The organism is Caloramator australicus RC3 (assembly GCF_000297115.1).
Classification (GTDB): Bacteria; Bacillota; Clostridia; order Clostridiales; family Caloramatoraceae; genus Caloramator; species Caloramator australicus.
The window spans coordinates 1-25,291 of the sequence record NZ_CAKP01000098.1 but is presented as its reverse complement, the minus strand read 5'-3'; the positions used below and the strand labels follow the sequence as shown (position 1 = coordinate 25,291).

Genomic DNA, 25,291 nt, shown 5'->3' with positions numbered 1-25,291 from the left:
GAAATCCTTGCTACCACAAATGAGTGGTTTTCTCTTGAAGGCAGTTACATTATTGCTGATAAAGGCTATGATTCAAAACAAAATCATGATTTCATTCGTAATACCCTTAAAGGTCATGCCTTCATCCCCTTAAATAAGCGTGGCACTAAGAAAAAGAACTTAACATCAACTGGTAATGTCATTTGTGATGCTGGTTTAGTAATGCATAAAGATGGTAAACAATATTTTGATTCATATATCAAGCAAAAGTTTTGCTGTCCTTTTAGAACTTCTAAAGATGACTCTCTATGCCCATGTAACCATGAAAAATACTTTAATGGTAAGAAAAACAGAGGTTGTGTAAAATATATAACTATTGGCACTGATTATAGGTCCTCTATAAATCGTGATTCTATATTTTTTAAAAAAATATATAGTCTAAGAACTGAATCCGAAAGATACAATTCTAGATGGAAAAATCTCAATACAGAACAAGCTTATGTTAGAAATATTAACTCCGTTACTAATTTGAATACAATCGGTCACATTTGCCTTTTAACTGTTGCAATTGCTGCCATAAAATCTGGCTGCGTTGATAAATACAAATCCCTATCGGGATTTAGAAGAACAGCCTAAATAAATTATATTAAAATTAAATTAAATTTTTTGAACATCAATTTTACCAAGGGAGTAGTCTACCCTTTTTTTGCTTTTTTGGTGTTAATTTAAGTTTAATTTAAAATAATTGAGCTTCACTTCATAAAAGTTAGAACAATTTAACATAAATAATTTTGTTTTTTAATCAATTATGCTCATCTCTAATATTTGTATTAATTAAAAAAATATAACATTTAATAAGAAGGAAATATTTATCATATATAGAAATAAATATTAGTAAATATTAAAAGAGGAGAATAAATATGCAGGAAGAAAAATTTATAAGCTTTTTATATGAGAAGTTAAAAAGGAACTTTGATATTGACAGTGGGTTTAGGTATAATGGAGAAATATTTGATTTATTTGCCAAAAGCCATGTTAAAAATATAAGAACCTTTTTAACAAAAAAGGATATTATAGATTGTTATGAAAATAATGAATTTATATTTGTAAAAATAGTGCATAATGCTGATATAAATAAGGTCAAACGATTTGTTAATAACCTTGTCGAATTGCAAAAGGAATTTGTAAAACCCAATCCTAATCACATGTCAACCGTCATAACAGGTATATTGCTCATCAAAGCTTCAACAGAGGATATTAAAAAATATATAAAGAAATTTAAGTATAAAAAAGTATATAAATTTTATCTACATGGTTGGAGTGAGGTAAGAGTAGTTTTGGTTGACTTGTCCAGCGATGAATTAATTTTTAGCAAAGCTGCCAAGTCGTTAAAAAAGGTGCTTGAAGAAGCACCTTAAAAATAAGGAGGTGTTTTTATGAATTCTGTATGGCTAGTTATTATAGGCGCAATTTTATTCTTAACAGCCTACACATTATACGGTGGATATCTTGCTAGACAATGGGGAATTGACTCAAAAAGGCCAACACCATCCCATACAAAATACGATGGAGTAGATTATGTTCCAGCTAACTCTAAGGTTCTTTTAGGTCACCATTTTGCTTCCATTGCTGGTGCAGGACCTATCGCAGGACCTATTCAGGCAGCGATTTTTGGATGGATTCCTGTTTATCTTTGGATCGTTATTGGAAGTATATTTGTAGGTGGCGTGCATGACTTTGGTTCATTAGTAGCTTCTATAAGACATGATGGTAAATCGATAGGTGAGATAATTGAAGCTAATGTTGGTAAAAAAGGAAAGATACTTTTTAACCTTTTTGCTTGGCTTACGTTAGTTTTAATTGTTGCAGCATTTACTGATATCGTAGCATCATCCTTTGCTTACAATCCAGAGGTGCAAGGTTTCCAGGCAGGGCCAGCAGCTGCAACCTCATCTATGCTTTTCATGGTCCTTGCAGTTTTATTTGGTTTTATGGTATATAGAAAAGGCTATGGCGTTGCAGTTTCAACAGTAGTTGGAGTAATACTACTTTTCCTTGCAATATGGATAGGATATAAGTTCCCCTTCTTAGCTCTTTCTAAGTCAACGTGGTATGTAATACTTCTTATTTATATCTTCTTAGCCTCTGTATTACCAGTTTGGCTATTATTACAACCAAGAGACTATTTGAACTCATTTATGCTTTATGCAATGCTTCTTGGAGGATTATTAGGAATATTTATTTTACATCCTAATCTTGAACTTGCTGCTTTTAAAGGATTTACAGTTACAACAAAGACTGGTGCACAATATCTATTCCCTATACTATTTGTAACAGTTGCCTGTGGTGCAATTTCAGGTTTCCACTCCCTTGTAAGTTCAGGGACATCGGCAAAGCAGATTGATAAAGAAGAAGATGCAAAACTTGTAGGTTACGGTGCAATGCTTATTGAAGGTATGTTAGCAATTGTTGCTTTGATTTCAATTGCTTATGTTTCAAAGGCAGAAGGAACACCCGCATTGATATTTGCAAATGGCGTTGCAACCTTTATGAATAGCTTTGGAATTCCATTAGAATTTGGAAAGGTATTTGTAATTTTAGCATTTACAGCCTTTGCGTTAACAAGTCTTGATACTGCAACAAGACTTGGAAGGTATGTATTCCAGGAATTCTTTGAAACTGTAGGAGGAAAGAATTCAGCTTTAACTAATAAATATGTTGCAACAATAATTACAATTGTTTGTGCATCTTTAATTTTAGCATATGGATATCAAAAGATATGGCCGATTTTCGGATCAGCAAATCAGCTTCTTGCAGCACTTGCATTATTAGCTGTTACCGCATGGTTAACAAGAATAGGTAAGAATAGGATAGTTACTCTTATTCCAATGATTTTTATGTTCTGCGTTACGCTTTCTGCGTTGATTATACTGACCAGAAATTACTTTATAGCTAAAAATTATATATTGGTTGTAATTGCAATAGTTCTGTTTATACTTGCGATTGTTCTATTATTAGAAGCTATTAATGTTATAAAAAATAAGAAAATATCACAGGATATAAAGGCGTAAAATATAAGGCTACCTTGTTATGGGTAGCCTTATATTTTTAATAAAACTTTTGCAGTTGTAAAATATATGATAAGGGCAAGGGCATCCACTATTGTTGTTATTAATGGACTTGCCATTATTGCAGGGTCAACCTTAGCTTTTTTTGCAGCTATTGGAAGAATACCTCCTACAACCTTTGCAAGAACAACAGTGAAGAACAAGCTTATACAAACAGTAATGGAAATTAAAAGGCTAGTCTTTTCTAAAAAGTGTAATCTAATAAAATTTACAAATGCTAATACAATTCCTGTTAATAAACTTACACCCAATTCCTTTTTTATAACCTTTAGCACATCTTTAGACTTTATCTCACCAAGAGCCAGTCCTCTGATTATTAAAGTTGATGATTGGGAACCAGCATTTCCACCTGTATCCATAAGCATAGGAATAAAGGCGGCAAGAATTACTACTGATTGTAAAACATCCTCAAACTTTCTTATGATGTTGCCTGTAAAAGTTGCAGAAATCATAAGTATTAAAAGCCAAGTAATTCTATTTTTGGCAAGCTGTAGGGTGCTTGTTTTTAAATATTCTTCCTCACTTGGAGCCATGGCAGCCATTTTTTGAAGGTCCTCTGTGTTCTCTTGGTCTATGATATCTATAATATCGTCAATTGTAATAATCCCTACAAGCCTTTTTTCATTATCAGTAACTGGTATAGAAATAAGGTCATACTTTTTAAAGAGCTTTGCTACAGTTTCTTGATCATCTAAAGTGTTTACATAAATGAAGTCTTTTTTCATAATATCTTTAATTATACTATTTTTATCGCATAATATAAGCTTTCTAATTGATATTATTCCTTCTAAGATTCTATTTTCATCTATAACATAACAGGTGTTTATAGTTTCTTTGTCTACACCGGTTTTTCTAATATGTTCAAGGGCCTCTTCAACTGTCATTTCTTTTTTTAGATCTACATATTCTATAGTCATGATGCTTCCAGCTGAATGTTCGGGATAATTTAGAAATTGATTAATAATTGCACGGGTAGTTTCATCAGTATTCTTTAATATTTTTTTGACCATGTTTGCTGGAAGTTCCTCTAGGAAGTCTACTGTATCATCTATATAAAGATCATTTATTATATTTGCTACCTCAGCATCGGTTATTGAATTTATAATAAAAAGTTTTTGTTCATGTTCCATGTAGGAAAAAACATCTGCGGCAATATCCTTAGGAAGAATTCTAAATATCTTAACGACCAATTCTTTGTCTTTTATTTCGCTAAGTAACGCAGCAATATCTACAACATTCTTTTTTGCCAATTCCTCTCTAGCTTCCAGGAATTTTTTTTGATTTATTAATTCTATTATGTTTTTCATTTTCATCACTCCTAATGTAATATGATAGGGTTAATTTTAAGAATGGAAAATTAGTTTGGGATATTTTCTTGTTTGTTTTTAAGATTATTTTACTACTGCCTCCTTCTTCCATTCTCTTCACCCCCATCCTACTACACTATTTGTGAACAAATTTATTATAAAGTATTTACATAATATAGACAAGGAAATATTTTTCTTTATAAGCTCAAAAGAATTTATGTTATAATTAAAGTTGAAATTAAAAATCTGGAGGTAAAAGGATGCTTTTTATAACTCTCTTTGAAAGAATGGCCCTTGTTGCCTTAGCAGCATATATTTTTACCCATTCGCCATTGTTCGAAAAATTCTTTAAAAAGAATTTAACTGTAGGGGATAAGGTAGCATTAATAATTTCCTTTAGCCTATTTTCAATATTAGGCACTTATCTTGGAGTTAGGGTGACAGGCGGTGCTATAGCTAATATAAGGCCTATTGGGGCAATAGTAGCAGGATATATAGGAGGCCCGATAGTAGGTGCAATTGTTGGTGCTATTGCGGGGGGACATAGGCTTTTGCTTGGCGGATTTACCGGTTTTGCCTGTGCGATTGCAACAATAATTGAAGGTCTTGTGGGAGCCTATTTTAGAGGAAAAAGCCATGAACTATCTCCATTCCTTGGCCTTTTGGCAGGTGTGGTTGCAGAAACTATTCAAATATTCCTTGTATTGTTGTTGGCAAAACCCTTTTATCTTGCGTTAGAACTTGAAAAGGAAATTGGCATTCCAATGATTATAATTAATGCCTTAGGTGTTGCAATATTTATTGATATAATTAAAACAGTCAGGAGACATTACAATGAAATAGCTGCCATAAATGCTTTAAAATCTTTAAATATAGCAAAACAAGCTTCGGTTTATTTAAGGAGGGGTCTAAATAAACATACATCCTTAAAGATTGCTGAAATTATTAAATTTGATGGAAATTTTAGGGGAGTTTTAATTGGAGATAAGGAAAAGGTTTTATGCTATATTGGAGATGAATTAGATGTTGATACTATAAATATGCAGGTTAAGGATTATTTTAAAAAACCTGTGGAAAAGATAATTATGCTTTACAACAAGGATCATGTAGAGATTTATTTTTACTTTATTCCTCTTATAATTAATGATGAAATAGAGGGGGTTTTAGGGATAGAAGTAGACTCCTTAGATGACCATGATAAGAGATTTAAGGAATTTTTAAGGGAACTTGCAGAGCTTTTAGCAATTCAGATTGAAATATATAAGCTAAACAAAAAGGTTGAGACTGCTGCACTTTCGGAATTGAAGGCTCTAAGGGCTCAAGTCCATCCTCATTTTTTGTTTAACGCTCTTAATACAATTGCTTCCTTCTGTAGATTAGATCCTATAAAGGCAAGGGATCTTATTTTAGATTTATCAAATTATTTTAGGGGGACATTAAAATCCGAAGAGTTTGTTACATTAAACAAGGAGCTTGAACTTATTGAATCTTATCTTAATATAGAGAAGGCAAGATTTGGGGAGAGAATACAAATTCAATATGAAATAGATGAGAAGTTAAGGGATATATTAATACCACAGTTTATTTTGCAGCCTTTAGTAGAAAATGCTATAAAGCATGGCTTAACTAAAAAGCATGATGGTGGATTAGTAAAGATTAAAGTTCAGGATATAAAAGATAAAGTCTTTTTTGAAGTTAGTGACACAGGAATTGGAATAGAGAAGGATAGATTAAAGAAGGTTTTGAAGGATAGTTCAGGTATAGGTCTTAAAAATATAAACGATAGACTAAAGATTTATTATGGTGAAGGAGCAACGTTAAATATTTTTTCAGAGAATGGAGCTGGAACTAAAGTAAGCTTTGAAGTCCCAAAGGAGGGAGTATATGCAGAGGATAAATTGCATAATAGTTGAAGATGAAATGCCTGCAATTGAGGAACTTAAATTTATTTTAAATAAATATGATTTTATAGAAATCAAAGGAATTTTTAATGACGGTAAGGCAGCTTTAAACTGGTTGAAGGAGAATAAAATAGATGTTGTTTTTTTGGACATCAATATGCCGGAAATGAGTGGGTTGGATTTGGCAAAGGAAATAACTCTTTTAAATAAAGAAATTTACTTTATTTTTATAACAGCCTATGAGGAATATGCATTAAAGGCCTTTGAAGTTGGAGCTGTTGATTATATATTAAAGCCCTTTAATGATAAAAGAATTGAAAAAACATTAATTAGACTTAGGGATTATGTTGAAAAATATGCCGGCAAAAATTTACTTGAAAAAAGTATAAAAAATTTAGTTGAAAAATTTGAAGGGCAAAACAAGATTAAAAAATTAGCATGCGAAAAAAATGAAAAGATTATTCTGCTAGATTTAGATTCTATTTATTTTTGTTATATAGAAAATGATAAAACTCTTGTTAAAACAAAGGACAAGACATATCTTACAAATTATACATTAAATGAGATTGAGGAAAAGACAGGATTTTTCAGGATTCATAAAAGTTATTTAGTAAATCTTAATAAAATAAAGGAGATATATCCTTGGTTTAATGGAACTTATAAAATTATTATGAACGATGATGAAAAAACAGAGCTTCAAGTAAGTCGCCTAAGGGTTAAAGATTTAAAGGAGGTATTAGGGATTTAATGCATTTTAGGACGAAAATTTTGCATTTTAAGTTTAATTTTTGACAATTTACCCCTCGATAATTGTCGGAAAAATTTGATATGTGATAGCATAAAGGTGATAAAAAATATAGGAGGGGTATTATGTTATCCTTTATTGCAGGTATTGTAGTTTTAGTTTTAGGTTATTTTATTTATGGTAAATTTATTGAAAATCTATTTGGAGCTAATGAAAACAGGAAAACTCCAGCATTTACAATGCAGGATGGAGTAGACTATGTTCCAATGCCTACATGGAAGGTTTTTTTAATTCAGCTCTTAAATATTGCCGGCTTAGGACCTATATTTGGTGCAATTCAGGGGGCACTCTTTGGACCGGTTGCGTTTTTATGGATAGCATTAGGAAGTATATTTGCAGGAGCTGTTCATGATTATTTATCCGGTATGATTTCAGTAAGACATAACGGCGCAAGCTTATCAGAAATTCAAGGGGTTTATTTAGGTAAGAAAATACAGAATATAATGAGGGTATTTACAATAGTTTTACTTGTTCTTGTTGGTGTTGTATTCGTTACAGGACCTGCAAAGCTACTTGCAGCAATAACTCCTGATTATATGACATTAACCTTTTGGGTGGTTGTTGTATTTGCTTACTATTTCCTTGCAACTATTTTACCTATTGATGTTATTATAGGTAGGCTTTATCCACTATTTGGTATTGCCCTTGTTATAATGGCAGTTGGAGTAGGTGGAGGAATTCTATTAAAGGGTTATCATATTCCTGAAATACAATTTGTTAATATGCATCCTAAGAACTTACCAATTTTCCCAATGATGTTCATAACAATTGCTTGTGGTGCTATTTCAGGTTTCCATGCAACACAATCACCACTTATGGCAAGATGTATGGTTAATGAAAAGGAAGGAAGAAGAGTATTCTACGGTGCTATGATAGCTGAAGGAATAATAGCTATGGTTTGGGCAGCTGCGGGTATGGCCTTCTATGGAGGTGTTCAGGGACTTGCTGGAACTTTAGGAAAAGTTGGCCCAAGCGGTGCGGTTCTTGAAATTACAAAGACTCTTTTAGGACCATTAGGCGGTGTTCTTGCAATGCTCGGTGTTATTGCTTGCCCTATAACATCAGGTGATACTGCTTTTAGAGGCGCAAGACTTATGATTGCTGATATGATAAATTATAAGCAAGATAAAATATCAAAAAGATTACTTTTAGCAGCACCTTTATTTGCAGTAGGTATAGCGTTAACATTTATTAACTTTGATATAATCTGGAGATATTTTGCTTGGGCAAACCAAACTCTTGCAATGGTTACCCTCTGGGCAGCTGAAGTTTACCTTGTGAAGAAGAATAAGAACCACTGGGTTGCAACTATTCCAGCAACATTTATGTCCTATGTAAGCTCAAGCTATATATTACAGGCAAAGGAAGGGTTTAAACTTCCAGCAACAATGTCAAACATAGCAGGGATTTTAATAGCAATAGCTTTACTTGGAATATTTATGACAGCAGGAAAAAGATTTGCACAAACTATTGAACTTGAAGAAACAGCATAGTTAAAGGGACGGTTCATAAATATTTAAGTAAAAGAATCAAATACAAGATTCTTAGAATATTATAAAGTTTATGAACCGTCCCTTTCTTTTTTGGGGAAGAAGTGATAAAATAAAGTAAAAAACAAAGGAGTGGTCTTATGGTATCAGAAAGATTGTTTAACGCTCTAAACGATCAATATAACTTCGAGTTATATTCTGCTCATATTTATGTGGCTATGGCAGCATATTTTGAAGACCAAGATTTAGAAGGTTTTGCTAACTTTTTTAAGGTTCAAGAGCAGGAAGAAAGATTCCATGCATCAAAGTTTTATACATACATAGCTGAGAAAAATGGAAGGATTAGGGTGGATGGCATTCCAACACCAGAAAATGATTTTGAGTCGATTATAGATGTATTTAAAAAAGCTATTGAACATGAAAGAAAGGTTACAGAAAGAATATACAATCTTATGAATATAGCAATGGAAGAAAAGGAACATGCAACAGTTAGCTTTTTGAAGTGGTTTGTAGATGAGCAGACAGAAGAGGAGGCTATGTTTAATAAGATTATTAAAAAGCTTGAGAGGATAAAGGATGACCCAAATGGAATTTATATGCTTGATGCAGAACTTGCACAAAGAGTTTTTACACCACCAGCTAATGCGTGAAAATTAGATTTTTGTCTATATTTAGGGTGGGCAATTTACCTAAATGCCCACCTTTCTTATTAGGGACGGTTCATAAAAATTATAAATTTATTTCCTTAATGAATTAATAACTTAAAGTAAACGTTATTAGTATTTTGATAAAATTATGAACCGTTTCCTGAAATTTTATTCGTTACTAATATCTCCATTTTGTATTTTTTGATATACATAGAATGGTATTCCAAGAAGCATCAATATGAAGCCATACATAACAACTTCTGCACCCGTTCCATAGATTGCATAAATAGAGTATGCAAAAGCTAAAAGCGCTATAAATGAACTTTTAATAAAGTTCCAGAGATTAAAGTTTTCGGACTTATTTCTCAAAAGAAGTATTTCAGCTGCAGCAGTAAATGAATATGCAGGTAAAAATGCTAAAGTCGCAAGTAAAAGCATAAAGTTAAATGCAGCTGTAAGGCTCGATACATAGTTCATTATAAGAAGAATATTTGCTGCAATACCGCTTATAATTAGTGATGCAGAGGGAGTATTATATTTAGGATGAACCTTTGCAAAAATCTTTGGGAACATTTTATCCTCTGCAGCAGCAAAGGAGCTTCTTGCAGTTACAAGAATCCATCCTGAAGTTGCACCAAGGGTTGATATAAGGGCACCTAAAGCTATAAAGGTTCCTCCCCAAGTTCCACCTGTTGCAAAGTTTATTATATCCGCTAAAGGAGCGTTAGACTTTGCAAGTTCAACCTGAGGCATCGCGCCTATTGCAAAGATGCTTATTAGGATGTATATTAAAGCTGTAATTAATGTTCCGTAAATTGTGCTAAGCCTTATATTTCTTTCAGGGTTTTTAATTTCTCCAGCTGGAATTGTTGCACATTCAAGTCCGACAAAGGACCAAAGTGTAATTGCAATCGCTGCAGGGATTGTTGACATTCCAGCAACCTCAGGTGCTGAAACTGTTGAGAAATATGAAGGATTAAAATGCATAGCAGCAATTATTGCAAAAACAATTAATGGAACGATTTTTAGAACTGTTGTTATGATACTTACTATTCCAGCTTCTTTGACACCTTTATAATTGATGTAGGTTAATATCCATAGAATTGCTGAGGAAGCTATAAATGCAGCAGCTCTGTTATTACTGAAAATCGGGAAAAAGTATGAAAGATAATTCATAAGTGCAGTGATAATAGCTGCATTTCCTACCCAAGAACCAACCCAATATGTCCATGCAATTAAAAAGGCAGCAAATTTTCCAAAGGCCGCTCTTGTGTAAACTATAGGACCTCCAGTTTGAGGCATTTTAGCTCCTAGCTTTGCAAAGCTTAGAGCAATAAGCATTGAACCTAAAGCTGTAATTAACCAAGCTATTATAGTTGCCTTTGGATTTGAGGCAGCCGCAAGACCTTGTGGAGCCATAAATATTCCAGAACCGATCATATTTCCAACCACTATCGCTGTCGCAGCTACAAGACCTAATTCTCTTTTAAGATTAGTATTATTGTTTTCCATTTTCTTCACCTCGATATATTTTTTTCTGCCCGGGCGTTTTTTAAAAATTATATTAATAAATATACAACAATTTTCGACAAAGTCAATATATAAATTTATAAATATGCAAAGTTTTTATATTCAAAATTGGATGAATTGTGCAAAAATATTTGAAATAATGAATAAATATTATAAAATATTCTATTTGAAGTTTGAATATAATCATTTATAATTATTTTTATAAGACTTTTTCCTTTGGAGGTGTTGACATGTCAAAATCAAAAGTGTATTTTACGGATCTTAGAACTAAACCTGGTTATAATATGCTCGACAAACTTGAAAGACTTGTAAAATCTGCTGGAATAGAAAAAATAGATTTTAAAAATAAATATGTAGCCATAAAAATTCATTTTGGTGAACCGGGCAATTTAGCATATATAAGACCTAACTATGCCGCAAGAATAGTAAAATTAATAAAGCAGCTGGGGGGTAAACCCTTTTTAACGGATGCTAATACCTTGTATACAGGAAGAAGACATAACGCATTGGACCATCTTGATGCTGCTTATGAGAATGGATTTAACCCATTAACTGTGGGTTGCCAAATAATTATAGCTGACGGTTTAAAAGGAACAGAGTATAGAGAAATTGAGGTTAATTTAAAGCATACCAAGTCAGCCAAAATAGGCTCGGCAATTGCAGATGCCGATATTATAATTTCCATGAATCATTTTAAAGGACATGAAATGACGGGATTTGGAGGAGCTTTAAAAAACATTGGAATGGGTTCTGGTTCAAGAGGCGGAAAGCTATTTATGCATTCCTCATCTAAGCCTGTAATAAAGCTTAAAAACTGCGTTGGTTGTGGAATGTGTGTAAGAAGCTGTGCCCATGATGCAATTACTTTAAATGAAAATAAAAAAGCTGTAATTGATTACGAAAAATGTGTAGGATGTGGGCAATGCGTTGCTGTATGTCAATTTAATGCTGCGCAGGTTAAATGGGATGAAGCAGCAGTTGTTGCAAGTGAAAAGATAGCTGAATATACATATGCAGTATTAAAGGATAAACCCCATTTCCATATTAATTTTATTATGGACGTTTCACCAAATTGCGATTGTTGGTCAAACAATGATATGCCGATTATTCCTAATTTAGGAATAGCTGCATCCTTTGACCCAGTTGCACTTGATAAGGCGTGTGCTGATATGGTAAATAATGCACCAATGCTTCATGGATGTGCCCTCGAATCAGTTGAGCATGTTCATGTAGATGGGGAATTTGATAAATTTACAAGCCTTTACCACAAAACAGATTGGAGAGCTACGTTAAAGCACGGAGAAGAAATTGGACTTGGAAGTCTTGAATATGAGCTTATTAAAGTATGAAAAGCTGCCAAATGGCAGCTTATTTTAATTCAATTGCATTGTTATAATCCACCTTAAAATATTCATCCTTGCTGATTGCAATATGACCTGATTCATAAGGTCTTCCGTCTAAAGAAATATATACTTTATCAACGTTATAATAATCACCAAGGGTATTCACAAGACTTTGAATTATCATAGCCTCAAGGGAGGAACCTGCATTCATATCGCTTACAAATTCCTTTGATAAATCGATATAAACTTTATTTTCATTTGGTATTAAATATAAGCTATTTATTTTTGAATTAGGACCGAGTATCTTAGTTAACCCTTCCTTTGGAGGAGTTTTAAGAAAAGATTCAAACTTTTGAATTACAGTATCATTTGTTTTGAATTCTAATTTTTGTTTTACAAAAGCTATTCTATCATTTTCAAAATCAGGGTAGTAAAATTTTACGGTTTGAACAACGGGAATATCTTGTTCTATTTTTTCAATGGTAGTTTCTATTTTATTTCCGTTAAAGTCAAAAACACTTTTTACATGGCCGACATTTATAACATAATAGTCATAGGTTTTATAATCCTTACCTTCTGTCGTAACCTCCAAAGCCTTAAAGGAACCATAAGGGGTTACTATTTCCTTTTCTAAATCAGAAATATACCTTTTATTTCCTTCCCTTGTTGTCCAGGTTGTTCCAACTTCAATTGGTTCTTTTAAAAGAATTTCATAATTTGAGTTTTGAGAATCTATTATATTGTCCCTATAATAGAATTCCTCTTGAGATCTTATAAACCTAAGTTCTCCATCTTTGATTTCATAAACTTGAGCTAGAGTTGTTCCAGGGTTTATAACTCTAAGCTGAATACGATTGTCCTTTATAAAATCCACATAAACATCTTTTTCGGCATATTCATTGCCTATACCTTGGTATTTCATTCTTCTATCAGCAACAAAGGGGAAATAATCTTTAACAGTGTATTTTTTAGATGGTTCATTATTTTGATTTGTATTTGGCAACTTTTGAGCACAGGATATAAAAAAGATTGATATTAAGAATATGACAAATATTTTTTTCATACGAACTACTCCCTTCTAAAATGGAACCTTAATTATATTATTACACTAATTAGCTTAAAAGTCTACAAAAAAAGAATCAGTTAAAAGCTTATTCTTCCAGACTGTTGAAAAAGTTGTTTTTTGATAAGCCCCGTAAAGGATTTCCCTGGCATTCGCTCATTTCGCTAAGCAATTCTAAGCTTTTCTTTGTTTTCAAAAGTCCTACCCTCGTGAGCCGACATCCGTGTCGGCCACTCGGCTCTGCACGTCCGTGTGCAGAATTACGGACTTTTGAAAAGTCGAAAAGCAAGAATTGCTAGAGCTCATGAGAGATGCCTTTTTGAAATCCATTCACGGGGCTCTTGCAAAGTTTAAACACCAATGAGAGTTTGTCTACAATCTGAAAGAATGAGTTAAAGGCTCATTCTTCCTCTATACATATTTGCTTTTTTGATATTGCGTAAATTGTTTTGTAGGATATTATTACTACTAAGAGAATTATCAGAAGGAAAATAGCTGTAAACAATGTTTTGAAAAATATAAGCTTTGTATTATTTAGCATTACAAAGGTTGCAACTGAAAAGGCTGAAAGTGGAAAAATGTATGCCCACCATGATAGATAGAATTTTATTTTTGTAAACATTTTATATTGAGAGAAAACTAATAACAAAGTAAATAATGCAAAATAATACAAGATCCTAGCAAAGTTATCTATACCTTCAGTTAGTTTAAAATATGCTATCAATCCAACTGAAGGTGGAGCAATAAGGATAAATAGCGTTGGCATTAGTTTTTCCGGTAGATTGTTATGGAAAATTATTCTATACAAAAGCATCGTTAAAAAGGGAAGATAAAAAGCAATCCCTATACTAAAAAAGAACCATAAAATTTCCTTTGAAATAAATTTTGTCCCTGCTATTGGAACTAATAAATTACCTAATATTGGGATAAACCAAGCAGGATTAAAATGTTGAATTTGAAAATTTGTGTGCTGGACCCATTTAGTTATTGTGTTTAAAGAGAAAAATAGATGCAGTGGAGCACCAATAAAAAATAAAGTTTTTGAAATAGATGCATCGATTTCTAAAAAGGCAATAGAAAGCAAAAGCATACTTATAGATATAGTTGGAACAAATGCCATTCTTATTGGATGGTTGAAGTCTCCTTTAACTTCATCATTATATTTAATAAATTTTAATACATATGTTAATAATATTATAAGAAATAAAGTTAAATCAATATAACCTAATGGGTGGCTCAGTTTAAAAGTTTTATAAATTATTTCAAATTTTTGCATTGCTATTATAAATCCTGAAAGACCCATAATAATTGAAAAAAATGATATTGGAAAATGTTTTAAACGTGAAGTTGTCATATATTTACCCTCCTTGAATTATTATTATAGGCATATGTTCAAAATAAATTATATTAAAATTATGGGTATATGTCAAATATTTTGTTTAAGATTATTGAAATAATAAAAGTATTAAAATATAATTAAATTAAACATATACCCAAAATAAAAGAGGTGATCGTATGAAAATTGCTATTGCTGTAATTGGCAACGAAGTTTCACAACATTTTGGCCAAAGCGAAAGTTTTTATATTTACGAAGTTGAAGGAAGGGAAATAAAAGCGAGGGAGATAAAAAAATCACCAGGACATGGACACGCTTTAATTGGAGGATTTTTAAAGGAAAATGAAGTAGAGCTTGTAATTTCAGGCTGCATGGGTGAGGGTGCCTTTAATGGTTTGAAGGCCCAAGGAATAAAAGTATTGACAGGTGCAGAGGGAACTCCAGATGAGATAATTAAAGATTACATTGAAGGTAAACTAAACTTAAAAGAAGATGGATGTATCCATGCCGGTGGACATCATCACGGACATCATTAATTAAAGGGGCTAAAATAAAGGGGCTAATGTTAGCCCCTTATACATCCATATTTTAATATTTCTAAATATTCATCTATATCCTTTAATATTCTTTCTGTATCTATTACTATATTTCCTTCATTATCCATATTCTCCTTCATATATTTATTGCCGTAATTTTCTAAGGTCCAAACTATTGTTTCTACTGCTTTGTTTTTATCTATACCATCTCTAAATTTTGAATAATCGATATTAGAAAATAAAAGTTTAAATCCTTCTTGAGCATAATTTTGATATCTTTTTAAGACTTCTTCTTTTACTTCCTCGGGAATATCTGAAAAGGCTCTTATTAAAAATTTGCTCTCTAAGGATAGCTTTTCAAATATATTAAGCTTAGCAACCTGCCAATTTTTTAATCTCTCAAAGAAATCACCTATATTCATATCTGCAGTTTTAAAAAATTCATCGAAAATTACTGGGATTACATAATCAATGAGATATAAATATAATCTCTTTTTATTTTTAAAATAGTGAAACAGAAGGCCCTTTGAAATTTCAGCCTTTTCAACTATTCTATTTGTAGATGCCTTTTCATATCCATTGTTTGCAAACTCCTCAAGGGCTGCTTTAATTATTTTGCTTCTTTTTTCTTCTGAAAGTTTTTCAAACGCCTTTAACAAGTTGATCTACTCCCTTTGTGTTTTAAGTGCTTCCGACATAGGAATTTTGAATATATTTTTCTTTGAGAAATATTTTGAGACTTCAAAGGTAATATAAAGAATTAAAAATCCTAAAATTATTGAAACAGTGTTTAGCTTTAATGGAAAAGTAAAGTCAATGTTTTGAGCCAAGCTGTTTAACAATGTATCCATTGACTTTATTAACAATGGGATGGAAAGAACGAAACCTATTATAATAGGAATAGTGAAGGTATTTAAAATTAAATCGTTTATTTCTCTGTGAGTATAACCTAATATTTTAAACATCGATATATTGGTTTTATTTTCTTCAATCGAAAGTCCTGTTACTACATATATTACAATAAGAGCTATAAAAAATGCAATAAAAGATACAAGTCCTAATGAAACTTTAAGAGGATTTATTATAGCTTTAAAAGCCTCTTTAATATCATTTTTGGTTTCAAATTTTAATATTTTTTCCTCAGGAATGTTTAATTTTTCCTTTGAAAAAATTCCAATAAAGCTGTTTGAATCAAATCCTAATAGATTGTTTAGTTTATAAAGCGGCATATAAATATTGTTTCCTGTATAGATTTCAGCAATTTTATCTATTTTTATAGTATAATTATCGTTATTATATTTATTTGTGATTACTATAGTATCCCCCTCTTTTACCTTTAATGTTTTGGCAAGAGGCTTAGTTATTATTACATTATCCTCTGAAATAGGCTTACTATTTTTATCGATGAGATTTATAAATTGTGAATTTGGTTTTATTCCAAATACAACAAAACTTTCTACCTTTCCATTAACCTTAAAAACAGAAAAATTGTATTCTTCACCACCATAGATATTACTAGTCTCATAGGACTTTAAAACATAATTATACTCGTATTTAAAGACATCATTTAAACTTTGATTTAAAAGATAGTCTATAGAATTTCTATATAAGAAACCTAAAAGAAGGAACATTGAGGAAAGTGTAATTCCAAAGATTAGGACAAAGAGCCTTGGAATGCTCTTTGTGATTTCTCTAATTTTAAATTTTGCAGGAAATCTCAGCTTTTTTAAGTTTAGACTTTTTTCAATAAAACCAACTTTAGAATTCTCAGTTTTTCCTCTCATCAATTTTACAGGCGAATATCTTAATGCTTTAAATAAGACTATCAGCATAGTTGGAATTATAAAAATATAGGGGATTAATAAACTGCCTAGGATATACTTATAATCAAAGGAATTATCAATAAGAGGAATATTGAAATAAAAAGTAAAATATTCAGCTAAAGGCTTAACCAAGAATAGTCCAAATATTGTTCCAATTATTCCTCCAGTTAAAGCGATTATATTAACAAAGGACAAATAGTGCAATCCTATTTCCTTTTTAGAATATCCTAAAGCATATAAAGTTCCAATCTGAGTAAATTCGGTTTTTATCATTCGCCAAAGGACAACGGCAACCAGCAGGGAGGTTAAAAGGAGAATCATAGATGGAAGAGCAATTGCCATCTTTGCTGAGCCCATAAGCTTTGCATTTACAAAGGAGAATCTTGGGTTGTCGTTAATTTCCTGCCAGAATATTATGAAATGATTCTCTCCAAGGTATTCTTTGATTTCTTCTAAACTACCAGAGTGAGATTTTAAAAGATAGTAGACAGTTCCTTTAATAGGCATTTCATTCATCGCCTTATCTGATATTATAGCAGTTCCAAATATCTTATAATTGATCATAATATCTCCTTCGGATTTTAAAGGATATATATAATCTGGCATTGAAAAGAATCCAACTATTGTAAACTCTTTATCCAAAATATTAATCTTATCACCTAAATTATATCCGTTGGTTTTTGCAAAGTTAGGCTCAAGGAGTATTTCGTTCATGCTTTTAATATCATTGCCTTCTACTATATATGGAATATTTACTTTGCTTGTTTTTTCAAATACTCTTATGGTAGTATTTTCACTTATATTAGCATCAAACTGACGTCTTGCCTCTATGGAAATATTAAATTTGTCCTCAAGCTTCTTTATATTATCGATAGGCCTTTGCAGTATTGCCTTTGCATCTTCAACCTTAGTTTTTTCTAAAAATAAATCCTTGTTTTTCTCAACGTTTTTCATAGCAATATTTAAATTAGAATAAAGCAAAGAACTTAACATAACAAGCACTATAGAGCCTATATAAATAGCCTTTTGCTTTAACAGAACCCTAAAAATTCTTTTATTTAAAACCATTACCACTCAACTCCTTCAGCAGAAATTTTTGCTGAATTAATCTTGTCTTCTACAATTTCTCCACTTCTTAATCTAATAATTCTATCTGCCATTCCAATTATTGCAGTATTGTGGGTTACGATGAATATAGTAGTATTATATTCCTTGTTTATTTTTTCAAGGAGCATTAATATTTCTTTTGCTGTTTTAAAGTCAAGGGCACCGGTGGGCTCATCGCATAGAAGTATTTCGGGATTTTTAGCAAGGGCTCTTGCAATTGAAACCCTTTGTTGCTCTCCACCGCTTAATTCCTGAGGAAATTTATCTTTTTTATCTAGCATACCGACCGAATCTAATACTTTTTCAAGGCTAAGGGGGTTTTTGCTTATATTTGCAGCTACCTCTACGTTTTCGTAAACATTAAGGTTGGGAATGAGATTATAAAATTGAAAAACAAAACCTATCTTGTTTCTTCTATAAAGAGTTAGGTCCTTATCACTTAGCTTAGAAATATTCATATCCCCAATTAAAATATCTCCGCTATCAACCCTATCAATTCCTCCGATTAGATTTAAGAGTGTTGATTTTCCTGAACCTGATGGACCAAGAATTGTAATTATTTGTCCTTTGTTTACATTAAAAGAAATGTTTCTGAGGGAAAAGACTACATTTTTGCCACTTGTAAATTCTTTGTTTACATTGTGAAGTTGAATAAACATTAAATCACCCCTTTAATATAATTGACCATATGGTCAATTATATTATATACCTTTTTTTGTAAATAATCAATACCTTAACTTGACATTTTAAAAGGTGGCTGTTATTCTTTAGAAAAATAGTTTAGGAGGCATAAGGATGGGATATAAAATACCAGGAGAAAAGATAGAGGGAAGATTTATAAAAAGGCTAAATAGGTTTGAAGCCATAGTTGAAATAGAAGAAAAAGAAATACTTTGCCATGTGCCAAACACAGGCAGATTAAGGGAACTTTTACTTCCAAATGCCAAAGTGTTTTTGGTAAGAAGCAACAATAAAAACAGGAAAACCGAGTGGACATTGATGTTTGTTGAAAAGAATAAAGGGTTAGTTTGTATAAATTCTGCTATGGCAAACAGGGTGCTAGAAAGTGCCATTAAGGAGAATGTAGTTAAATTAGAAAAGGGAGTTTTAAAAAGGGAGGTTAGTTTTTATAATAGTAAATTTGATTTTTTTATAGATGGAAATGAAAAGACATTTATTGAAGTTAAATGTGCTACCTTTGAGGAAAATGGCATTGCAAAATTTCCAGATGCTCCAACCGATAGAGGAAGAAGGCATATTGAGGAGCTTATAAAGGCGGTTGAATTAGGCTATAAGGCTAAAATTATTTTTGTTGCCTTTATGGATTGTGTAAATCTTTTTACGCCATATAAGGAGATGGATGAAAAGTTTGCATTAACTTTAAAAAAAGCAAAGGAAAAGGGTGTTGAAGTTATAGCATATAGATGTAGTATAGAATTAGATGAAATAAATGTAATAGATAAGATAACGGTTGAGCTCTAAAACAATGTTGAGATATGGAATTTATTGGTTTATAATAATTTTAAATGGAAGGGGGGGTTTTATGTTTAAAGTGGGAGATAAAGTTAAGATCCTTTCTGTCGGGGAGGGGATAGATAAAATATTCATAAATAGAATAGGATACATCGATAAGATAGATCCTAAAAGTTATTATCCATATCATGTTAGATTCGAGGACATAATTTTAAACGAAGAAGCAAGGTATTTATGGTGGAATGAAGAAAATTTAACTTTGACGGATGAAAAGGATCCAGCAAAAGTTGACTATGAAAATTTAAAATGTTTAAGATGTGGTGGGAAGATGAAATTTTTAAAGGAATACAGATTTGATACACAAAAGGAATATAGAGATTTTATATCAACGATTATTGATTATGAAGAAGCTATAGTTTTTAACGTTTATGTTTGCGAAGACTGCAGGCATACAGAATTTTTCTTTGTAGGAATAAGAACAGGAATAGATGTTTAACTAAGGGGGATAAAATGGTTTACTTTATATTTTTGCTGCTTTTTATATTTATCTTTATTTCGATGCTTCTAAATATATCAATAATTTATCCTTTAATCATAGGTCTTTTACTTTTTTCTTTTTATTCTTATAAGCTCGGATTTTCTTTTAATGAAATTTTAAAAATGATATTTAAAGGTGGAAAAAAATCAACGGTAGTTATAAAAATTTTTATTTTAATAGGAGCAGTAATGGGGGTATGGCTATCCTCGGGAGTTGTTCCTTATATTGTTTATCTTGGGATTAAATTCATGAATCCTAAATTTTTCTTAGTTTACACATTTATAATTTGCAGCATCACATCATATTTAATAGGAAGTGCCTTTGGAACGGTAGGAACAATTGGGATAGCACTTATAATCCTTGCAAAGGGGGCAGGGATAAACATCAATTTAGCAGCAGGAGCAATTCTTTCGGGCTCTTTTTTTGGCGACAGATGTTCGCCTATGTCCTCAAGTGCAAACTTAGTTGCAAATTTAACTGAAACAGAGCTTTATGTTAATGTGAAAAATATGATTAAAAACTCATTAATTCCTACATTTATTACAATTTTAATATATTTACTTTTATCAATAAATTTAAACATATCTATGGTGAATAAAAATATTGTAAAGGATATTAGTAAAGAGTTTATATTAACGCCATATTTATTACTTCCTGCCATAATTATTATAATTTTATCCTTATTTAAGGTGGATGTGAAAAAATCGATATCTGTAAGCATTATTGCAGCTATATTTTTAGATATTTTTGTTCAAAATAGGAGTATAGTAGAAACATTAAAATATATGATATTTGGTTTTAAAATAGACAATAATAATTTAGTAGCACAGATAATTAAAGGCGGAGGGATTTTATCAATGCTTAAGGTGTCCATAATTGTATTTTTATCCTCTGCCTATAGCGGAATATTTGAGGAAACAAAAATCCTAAAAAAATTGGAGGAGGGAATTGCAAGTTTAAGTAAAAGAATTGGTAATACTCCTTCTACAATAATGGTTAGCATTATTACTTCTATGATAGGCTTTACTCAAGCCCTTGCGGTTATACTTGCTGTCCAATTTGTTAAGGGGATTTATAAGGACAAATATAAATTGGCTCTTGATATAGAAAATTCAGCCATAGTAATTGCACCTTTAATTCCTTGGAACATAGCCGGAGCAGTTCCGGCAAGTATAATGGGTGTTAATAATGGACTTATAATATATGCCGTATATTTATATGTCCTGCCAATATACAATATAATTTTAAGCAAGAGGAGGTAAAATATGGAGGTTAATAAAGTTTATCATGGATTTAGACTTTTAGAAATAAGGGATATCAAAGAAATTAATTCAAAGGCCTACATATTTGAACATGAAAAAAGTGGTGCAAGACTTTTAAAAATTCATAACGATGATGATAATAAAGTGTTTTCGATTTCTTTTAGAACTCCACCTAGCGATAGCACAGGAGTTCCTCATATTATTGAACATTCTGTTTTGTGCGGTTCAAGAAAATTTCCGGTAAAGGAACCCTTTGTTGAGCTTATTAAAGGTTCCCTGCAGACCTTTTTAAACGCTATGACATATCCTGATAAAACAATGTATCCTGTTGCAAGCAAAAATGAGAAGGATTTCTTTAATCTTATGGATGTTTATCTTGATGCTGTTTTCTATCCTAACATATATAAAATTCCTGAGATACTTATGCAGGAAGGATGGCACTATGAGCTTTTTGATAAAAAAGATGAGCTAACCTTAAGGGGAGTAGTTTATAACGAAATGAAGGGAGCTTTTTCTTCCCCAGAATCAATCCTCTTTAGAAAGATAAGTGAAACTCTTTTTCCAGATACAACATATGGCTACGAATCTGGAGGAGACCCAGACCATATACCAGAGTTAACATATGAAGAATTTATTGAATTTCATAAAAAATTTTATCATCCTTCAAACAGTTATATCTATTTATATGGAAACGGCAATATTGAAAAGGAACTTCAATTTATAGACGAGTATTTAAAGGATTTTGAAAAGACAGAAATATATTCAGAAATAGATTTTCAACCGCCCTTTGAAGATATTAAAGAAATCGAAATGGAGTATCCTATCGCTGATGATGAAGACACAAAAGAGAAAACATTTTTAAGTTTAAACTTTGTGACCGGCGATGCAAGAAACGTTGAGGAGACATTGGCTTTAGAGATACTAGAGCACATTCTTCTTGGAACATTTGCATCACCACTAAAAAAGGCACTCGTAGATGCAGGGTTAGGTAAGGATGTATTTGGTAGCTTTGAAGGAAGCATTCTACAGCCGATGTTTAGCATTATTGTTAAGGGTTCAGAGATAGATAAAAAGGAAAATTTAAAGAGGTAGTTTTTGAAACCCTTAACAAGCTTGTTAAAGATGGACTTGACAAAAAACTCATAGAAGCTTCCATAAATAAAATAGAATTTCAAATGAGGGAAGCGGAACACGAATATGCACCTAAAGGACTTTTATATGGAATTAAACTTATGAATAGTTGGCTATATGATGCCCATCCAACAGCATATTTAGAATATGATGCTCCTCTTCAAAACATTAAAGATGGAGCAAAGGGAAGGTATTTTGAGGAATTAATAGAAAAGTATTTATTAAATAATAAGCATGCTTCGGTTTTAATATTAAAACCAAAGAAGGGCATGCTAAAGGAAAAGGAAAATGCCCTTAAAGAAAGGCTACAAAAAATAAAGGAGTCTATGACAGATGAAGAGCTTGAAAGGATAATAGAAAACACCAAAAATCTTCTTAAAAGGCAGGAAACTCCGGATCCAAGGGAAGCCCTTGAGACAATTCCATTACTTTCTATTAGCGATATAAAACGTGAGGCTGATGTATTGCCCCTTGTTGAAAAAGAGGTTCAAGGCTGTAAATTGCTTTTCCATCCGGTATTTACAAATAAAATTGCCTATACTAATTTTTACTTTGATATGGATAAAGTTGAGATTGAGCTTATGCCTTATGCTTCCCTTCTTTCAACACTACTTGGCAAGCTTTCAACAGAAAACTATTCATATGAAGAACTTGCAAAGGAAATAGATATTAATATTGGTGGAATTAAGTATTATCCACAAATAATAGAAAAAATAAATAATATTGACGAATTTAAGCCAATATTCGTAATTGAGTCAAAGGCACTGATGGATAAATTACCACGAATGTTGGAGCTTATTGGAGAAGTAATTAATAGAACTAAATTCGATGACAAGAAAAAGATTAAAGAAATAATTCAACAGACAAAATCAAGACTTGAAATGGTTATTATAGAGAAGGGCCATAGCGTTGCATCTAAAAGGCTTACTTCCTATTTTTCAAAGGCAGCAAAAATCAATGAAACTATGAATGGATTAGAGTTTTATAAGTTTATCGCAAATTTAGAAAAGAATTTTGACAACTTATATGATGATTTAGTTGATAAGCTCTATAAGGTTAAGGACAGGATATTTAACATAAATAATTTATTACTCAGCTTAACCTGTGAAGAGAGGGATGCTAAGCTTTACGAAGACAACATAGTATATATTTTAAAGGATCTTAAGAAGGATAAATTAGAAAAGACAAACCTTGATGTAGAATTAAGCAAAGATAATGAAGGCTTATTGACACAGGCAAATGTCCAATTCGTAGCAAAGGGATATAATTATAGAAAGCTTGGATATGAATATAATGGAACAATGCAGGTATTAAGGACAATTATAAGCCTTGACTATTTGTGGAATAAAGTAAGAGTTCAAGGTGGAGCCTATGGATGTTTTATGAATATCGAAAGAAATGGAACATTGACCTTTGCTTCCTATAGGGATCCTAATTTAAAAGAAACGATTAAAGCTTATGATGATACCGTAAAATTTATAGAAGGCTTAGAAATAGACGATAGGGAAATGACGAAATATATCATAGGAACAATGAGCAAGCTAGATTTCCCATTAAATCCTTTCCTTAAAGGCAGAATATCTGATGAAAATTATATGAGGGGAATAACCCAAGAGGACATTCAAAAAGAAAGAGAAGAAGTATTAGATGCTAAATTAGAAGGCATAAAATCCTTAAAAAATGTTATCGAAGATGTAATAAAACAAGAATATATATGCGTTTTAGGGAATGAAAATAGGATTAAAGATAATCAAGATATATTTAATAAGCTTGTTAAGGTATTTGAATAAGGTCTGCAAAAGCAGACCTTATTATTTTTTGAAGGAATTTGATAATTTTTGTAGAAATATATAAGTATAAAAGTTAAATGGGGGATGGGGATGAAGAATATTTTTTTGACAGGGGAGAAGGGAATAGGTAAAAGCACGCTTCTATTTAAAATTTTAAACCTTCTTGATTGTTCTATAGGAGGATATTATGAAAAAAAGATTCCATGTGAAGATGGAATTAAGTTTGATATGATAATGCAGCAATAAACAAGAAAAAAATAGTAGATGAAATAGGAGGTAATTTAACTAAAGAGTAACAGAAGTCGCCCACTTCTATAAGTGGGTGATGAATGTTGATTGATAAATTCTTTTTTATGATATAATCAGTATTACAGGAAGGAGGTGTAACTTTGCTAAAGGCTTATAAATACAGGATATATCCAACAAAAGAACAAGAAGAATATTTTGCTAAAGTATTTGGTTGTGTAAGATTTATATACAACAAAATGCTACATGACAAAATAGAATACTATAAAAAAACAGGAGAAATGCTAAACAATACACCTGCACAATATAAAAAAGAATATTCTTTTCTAAAAGAAGTAGATAGTCTTGCACTTTCCAACGCACAACTTAATTTAGAAAAAGCATATAAAAATTTCTTTAGAGATAAAAAAACAGCCTTTCCAAAGTTCAAGAAAAAGAAAGGTTACCAGTCTTATACTACAAATAATCAAAATGGGACAGTAACACTTGAAGGTAGTTATCTAAAAGTTCCAAAGTTAAAGACAAAAATAAAAATAAAACAACACAGACAATTTGAAGGAAGAATTAAATCCGTAACTATATCAAAAACGCCAACAGGCAAATATTATGCTTCTATACTTGTAGAAGAAGAAATTAAAGAATTACCGAAAATAGATAAAAAAGTAGGTATAGATTTAGGAATTAAAGAATTTGCTATTTTATCTGATGGAACAAAGGTAGAAAATCCAAAATGGTTAAGAAAAACAGAAAAAAGAATTAAAATTATACAAAAATCATTATCAAGAAAGCAAAAGCAAAGTAAAAACTATGAAAGGACAAGACAAAAACTTGCAAAACTACACGAAAAGATATCAAA

At 31.4% G+C, this 25,291-nt stretch carries 22 protein-coding genes and 1 pseudogene; 15 read left to right on the top strand and 8 right to left on the bottom strand.

Annotated features, from left to right (window positions below):
- The 3 genes from CAAU_RS09735 to CAAU_RS09725 all read left to right on the top strand — a co-directional run.
- Positions 1-615, top strand: a 615-nt coding sequence (locus CAAU_RS09735; protein WP_040306465.1) for a transposase, incomplete at its 5' end; no start/stop codon positions are given.
- 284 nt (positions 616-899) lie between these two features.
- Positions 900-1,397: a DUF8052 family protein gene (locus CAAU_RS09730; protein WP_008909269.1), complete on the top strand. Its 498-nt coding sequence runs from the start codon at positions 900-902 to the stop codon at positions 1,395-1,397.
- 18 nt (positions 1,398-1,415) lie between these two features.
- The gene (locus CAAU_RS09725) at positions 1,416-3,050 is read left to right on the top strand and encodes a carbon starvation CstA family protein (protein WP_008909268.1); all 1,635 of its coding nucleotides are present in this window, start codon (positions 1,416-1,418) and stop codon (positions 3,048-3,050) included.
- A 29-nt stretch (positions 3,051-3,079) separates the two neighbouring features.
- Here CAAU_RS09725 and mgtE read toward each other — a convergent pair whose 3' ends face one another.
- Both mgtE and CAAU_RS14665 read right to left on the bottom strand, forming a co-directional pair.
- The gene (mgtE, locus tag CAAU_RS09720; protein ID WP_008909267.1) at positions 3,080-4,414 is read right to left on the bottom strand and encodes a magnesium transporter; all 1,335 of its coding nucleotides are present in this window, start codon (positions 4,412-4,414) and stop codon (positions 3,080-3,082) included.
- Positions 4,365-4,526 carry a hypothetical protein gene (locus tag CAAU_RS14665; RefSeq protein ID WP_156792075.1) on the bottom strand — a complete coding sequence of 54 codons (162 nt, stop codon included), beginning with the start codon at positions 4,524-4,526 and terminating at the stop codon, positions 4,365-4,367. Before CAAU_RS14665 ends, mgtE begins: the two co-directional genes overlap by 50 nt.
- A 148-nt stretch (positions 4,527-4,674) precedes the next feature.
- On the opposite strand from CAAU_RS14665, the gene CAAU_RS09715 reads away from it, so the two are divergent.
- The 4 genes from CAAU_RS09715 (at position 4,675) to CAAU_RS09700 (ending at position 9,260) form a co-directional block, all read left to right on the top strand.
- A complete protein-coding gene (locus tag CAAU_RS09715) occupies positions 4,675-6,327 on the top strand; it encodes a LytS/YhcK type 5TM receptor domain-containing protein (protein ID WP_008909266.1) in 1,653 nt (550 codons plus the stop codon).
- Positions 6,299-7,063 carry a LytR/AlgR family response regulator transcription factor gene (locus CAAU_RS09710; protein WP_008909265.1) on the top strand — a complete coding sequence of 255 codons (765 nt, stop codon included), beginning with the start codon at positions 6,299-6,301 and terminating at the stop codon, positions 7,061-7,063. The genes CAAU_RS09715 and CAAU_RS09710 overlap by 29 nt, the downstream gene beginning before the upstream one ends.
- Before the next feature lie 122 nt (positions 7,064-7,185).
- Positions 7,186-8,613 carry a carbon starvation CstA family protein gene (locus tag CAAU_RS09705; protein WP_008909264.1) on the top strand — a complete coding sequence of 476 codons (1,428 nt, stop codon included), beginning with the start codon at positions 7,186-7,188 and terminating at the stop codon, positions 8,611-8,613.
- Between the two features lie 137 nt (positions 8,614-8,750).
- Positions 8,751-9,260 (top strand): ferritin, encoded by a 510-nt coding sequence (locus CAAU_RS09700; protein ID WP_008909263.1) that lies wholly within the window; start codon positions 8,751-8,753, stop codon positions 9,258-9,260.
- A 165-nt stretch (positions 9,261-9,425) separates the two neighbouring features.
- Here CAAU_RS09700 and CAAU_RS09695 read toward each other — a convergent pair whose 3' ends face one another.
- Positions 9,426-10,769, bottom strand: coding sequence for an amino acid permease (locus tag CAAU_RS09695; RefSeq protein ID WP_008909262.1), 1,344 nt, complete (start codon positions 10,767-10,769; stop codon positions 9,426-9,428).
- Between the two features lie 248 nt (positions 10,770-11,017).
- On the opposite strand from CAAU_RS09695, the gene CAAU_RS09690 reads away from it, so the two are divergent.
- A complete protein-coding gene (locus CAAU_RS09690; protein ID WP_008909261.1) occupies positions 11,018-12,136 on the top strand; it encodes a DUF362 domain-containing protein in 1,119 nt (372 codons plus the stop codon).
- Between the two features lie 19 nt (positions 12,137-12,155).
- Here the strand turns inward: CAAU_RS09690 and CAAU_RS09685 are convergent, their stop codons facing one another.
- Positions 12,156-13,193, bottom strand: a complete 1,038-nt coding sequence (locus CAAU_RS09685) for a GerMN domain-containing protein (protein ID WP_008909260.1) — start codon at positions 13,191-13,193, stop codon at positions 12,156-12,158.
- A gap of 400 nt (positions 13,194-13,593) precedes the next feature.
- Positions 13,594-14,547 (bottom strand): SLAC1 anion channel family protein, encoded by a 954-nt coding sequence (locus tag CAAU_RS09680; RefSeq protein WP_008909259.1) that lies wholly within the window; start codon positions 14,545-14,547, stop codon positions 13,594-13,596.
- 161 nt (positions 14,548-14,708) lie between these two features.
- Between CAAU_RS09680 and CAAU_RS09675 the strand changes: the two genes are divergently transcribed.
- The gene (locus CAAU_RS09675) at positions 14,709-15,065 is read left to right on the top strand and encodes a NifB/NifX family molybdenum-iron cluster-binding protein (protein WP_008909258.1); all 357 of its coding nucleotides are present in this window, start codon (positions 14,709-14,711) and stop codon (positions 15,063-15,065) included.
- 29 nt (positions 15,066-15,094) lie between these two features.
- Here the strand turns inward: CAAU_RS09675 and CAAU_RS09670 are convergent, their stop codons facing one another.
- From CAAU_RS09670 to CAAU_RS09660, 3 genes are read right to left on the bottom strand one after another with little or no spacing between them, the layout of a single operon-like run.
- A complete protein-coding gene (locus CAAU_RS09670) occupies positions 15,095-15,724 on the bottom strand; it encodes a TetR/AcrR family transcriptional regulator (protein WP_008909257.1) in 630 nt (209 codons plus the stop codon).
- Between the two features lie 6 nt (positions 15,725-15,730).
- Positions 15,731-17,956 (bottom strand): ABC transporter permease, encoded by a 2,226-nt coding sequence (locus tag CAAU_RS09665; protein WP_008909256.1) that lies wholly within the window; start codon positions 17,954-17,956, stop codon positions 15,731-15,733.
- A complete protein-coding gene (locus CAAU_RS09660; RefSeq protein ID WP_008909255.1) occupies positions 17,956-18,654 on the bottom strand; it encodes an ABC transporter ATP-binding protein in 699 nt (232 codons plus the stop codon). Before CAAU_RS09660 ends, CAAU_RS09665 begins: the two co-directional genes overlap by 1 nt.
- A 136-nt stretch (positions 18,655-18,790) precedes the next feature.
- On the opposite strand from CAAU_RS09660, the gene sfsA reads away from it, so the two are divergent.
- The 6 genes and pseudogenes from sfsA to CAAU_RS09635 form a co-directional block, all read left to right on the top strand.
- Positions 18,791-19,477: a DNA/RNA nuclease SfsA gene (gene sfsA, locus CAAU_RS09655; RefSeq protein WP_008909254.1), complete on the top strand. Its 687-nt coding sequence runs from the start codon at positions 18,791-18,793 to the stop codon at positions 19,475-19,477.
- A gap of 61 nt (positions 19,478-19,538) precedes the next feature.
- Positions 19,539-19,964 carry a hypothetical protein gene (locus tag CAAU_RS09650; RefSeq protein ID WP_008909253.1) on the top strand — a complete coding sequence of 142 codons (426 nt, stop codon included), beginning with the start codon at positions 19,539-19,541 and terminating at the stop codon, positions 19,962-19,964.
- 14 nt (positions 19,965-19,978) lie between these two features.
- The gene (locus CAAU_RS09645; RefSeq protein WP_008909252.1) at positions 19,979-21,268 is read left to right on the top strand and encodes a Na+/H+ antiporter NhaC family protein; all 1,290 of its coding nucleotides are present in this window, start codon (positions 19,979-19,981) and stop codon (positions 21,266-21,268) included.
- Between the two features lie 3 nt (positions 21,269-21,271).
- Positions 21,272-24,189 (top strand): annotated as a pseudogene (locus CAAU_RS09640) (insulinase family protein).
- A 90-nt stretch (positions 24,190-24,279) separates the two neighbouring features.
- Positions 24,280-24,435: a nucleoside-triphosphatase gene (locus tag CAAU_RS14350; RefSeq protein ID WP_008909249.1), complete on the top strand. Its 156-nt coding sequence runs from the start codon at positions 24,280-24,282 to the stop codon at positions 24,433-24,435.
- A 143-nt stretch (positions 24,436-24,578) separates the two neighbouring features.
- The coding region (locus CAAU_RS09635) for an RNA-guided endonuclease TnpB family protein (protein WP_040306461.1) at positions 24,579-25,291 on the top strand (713 nt) is incomplete at its 3' end.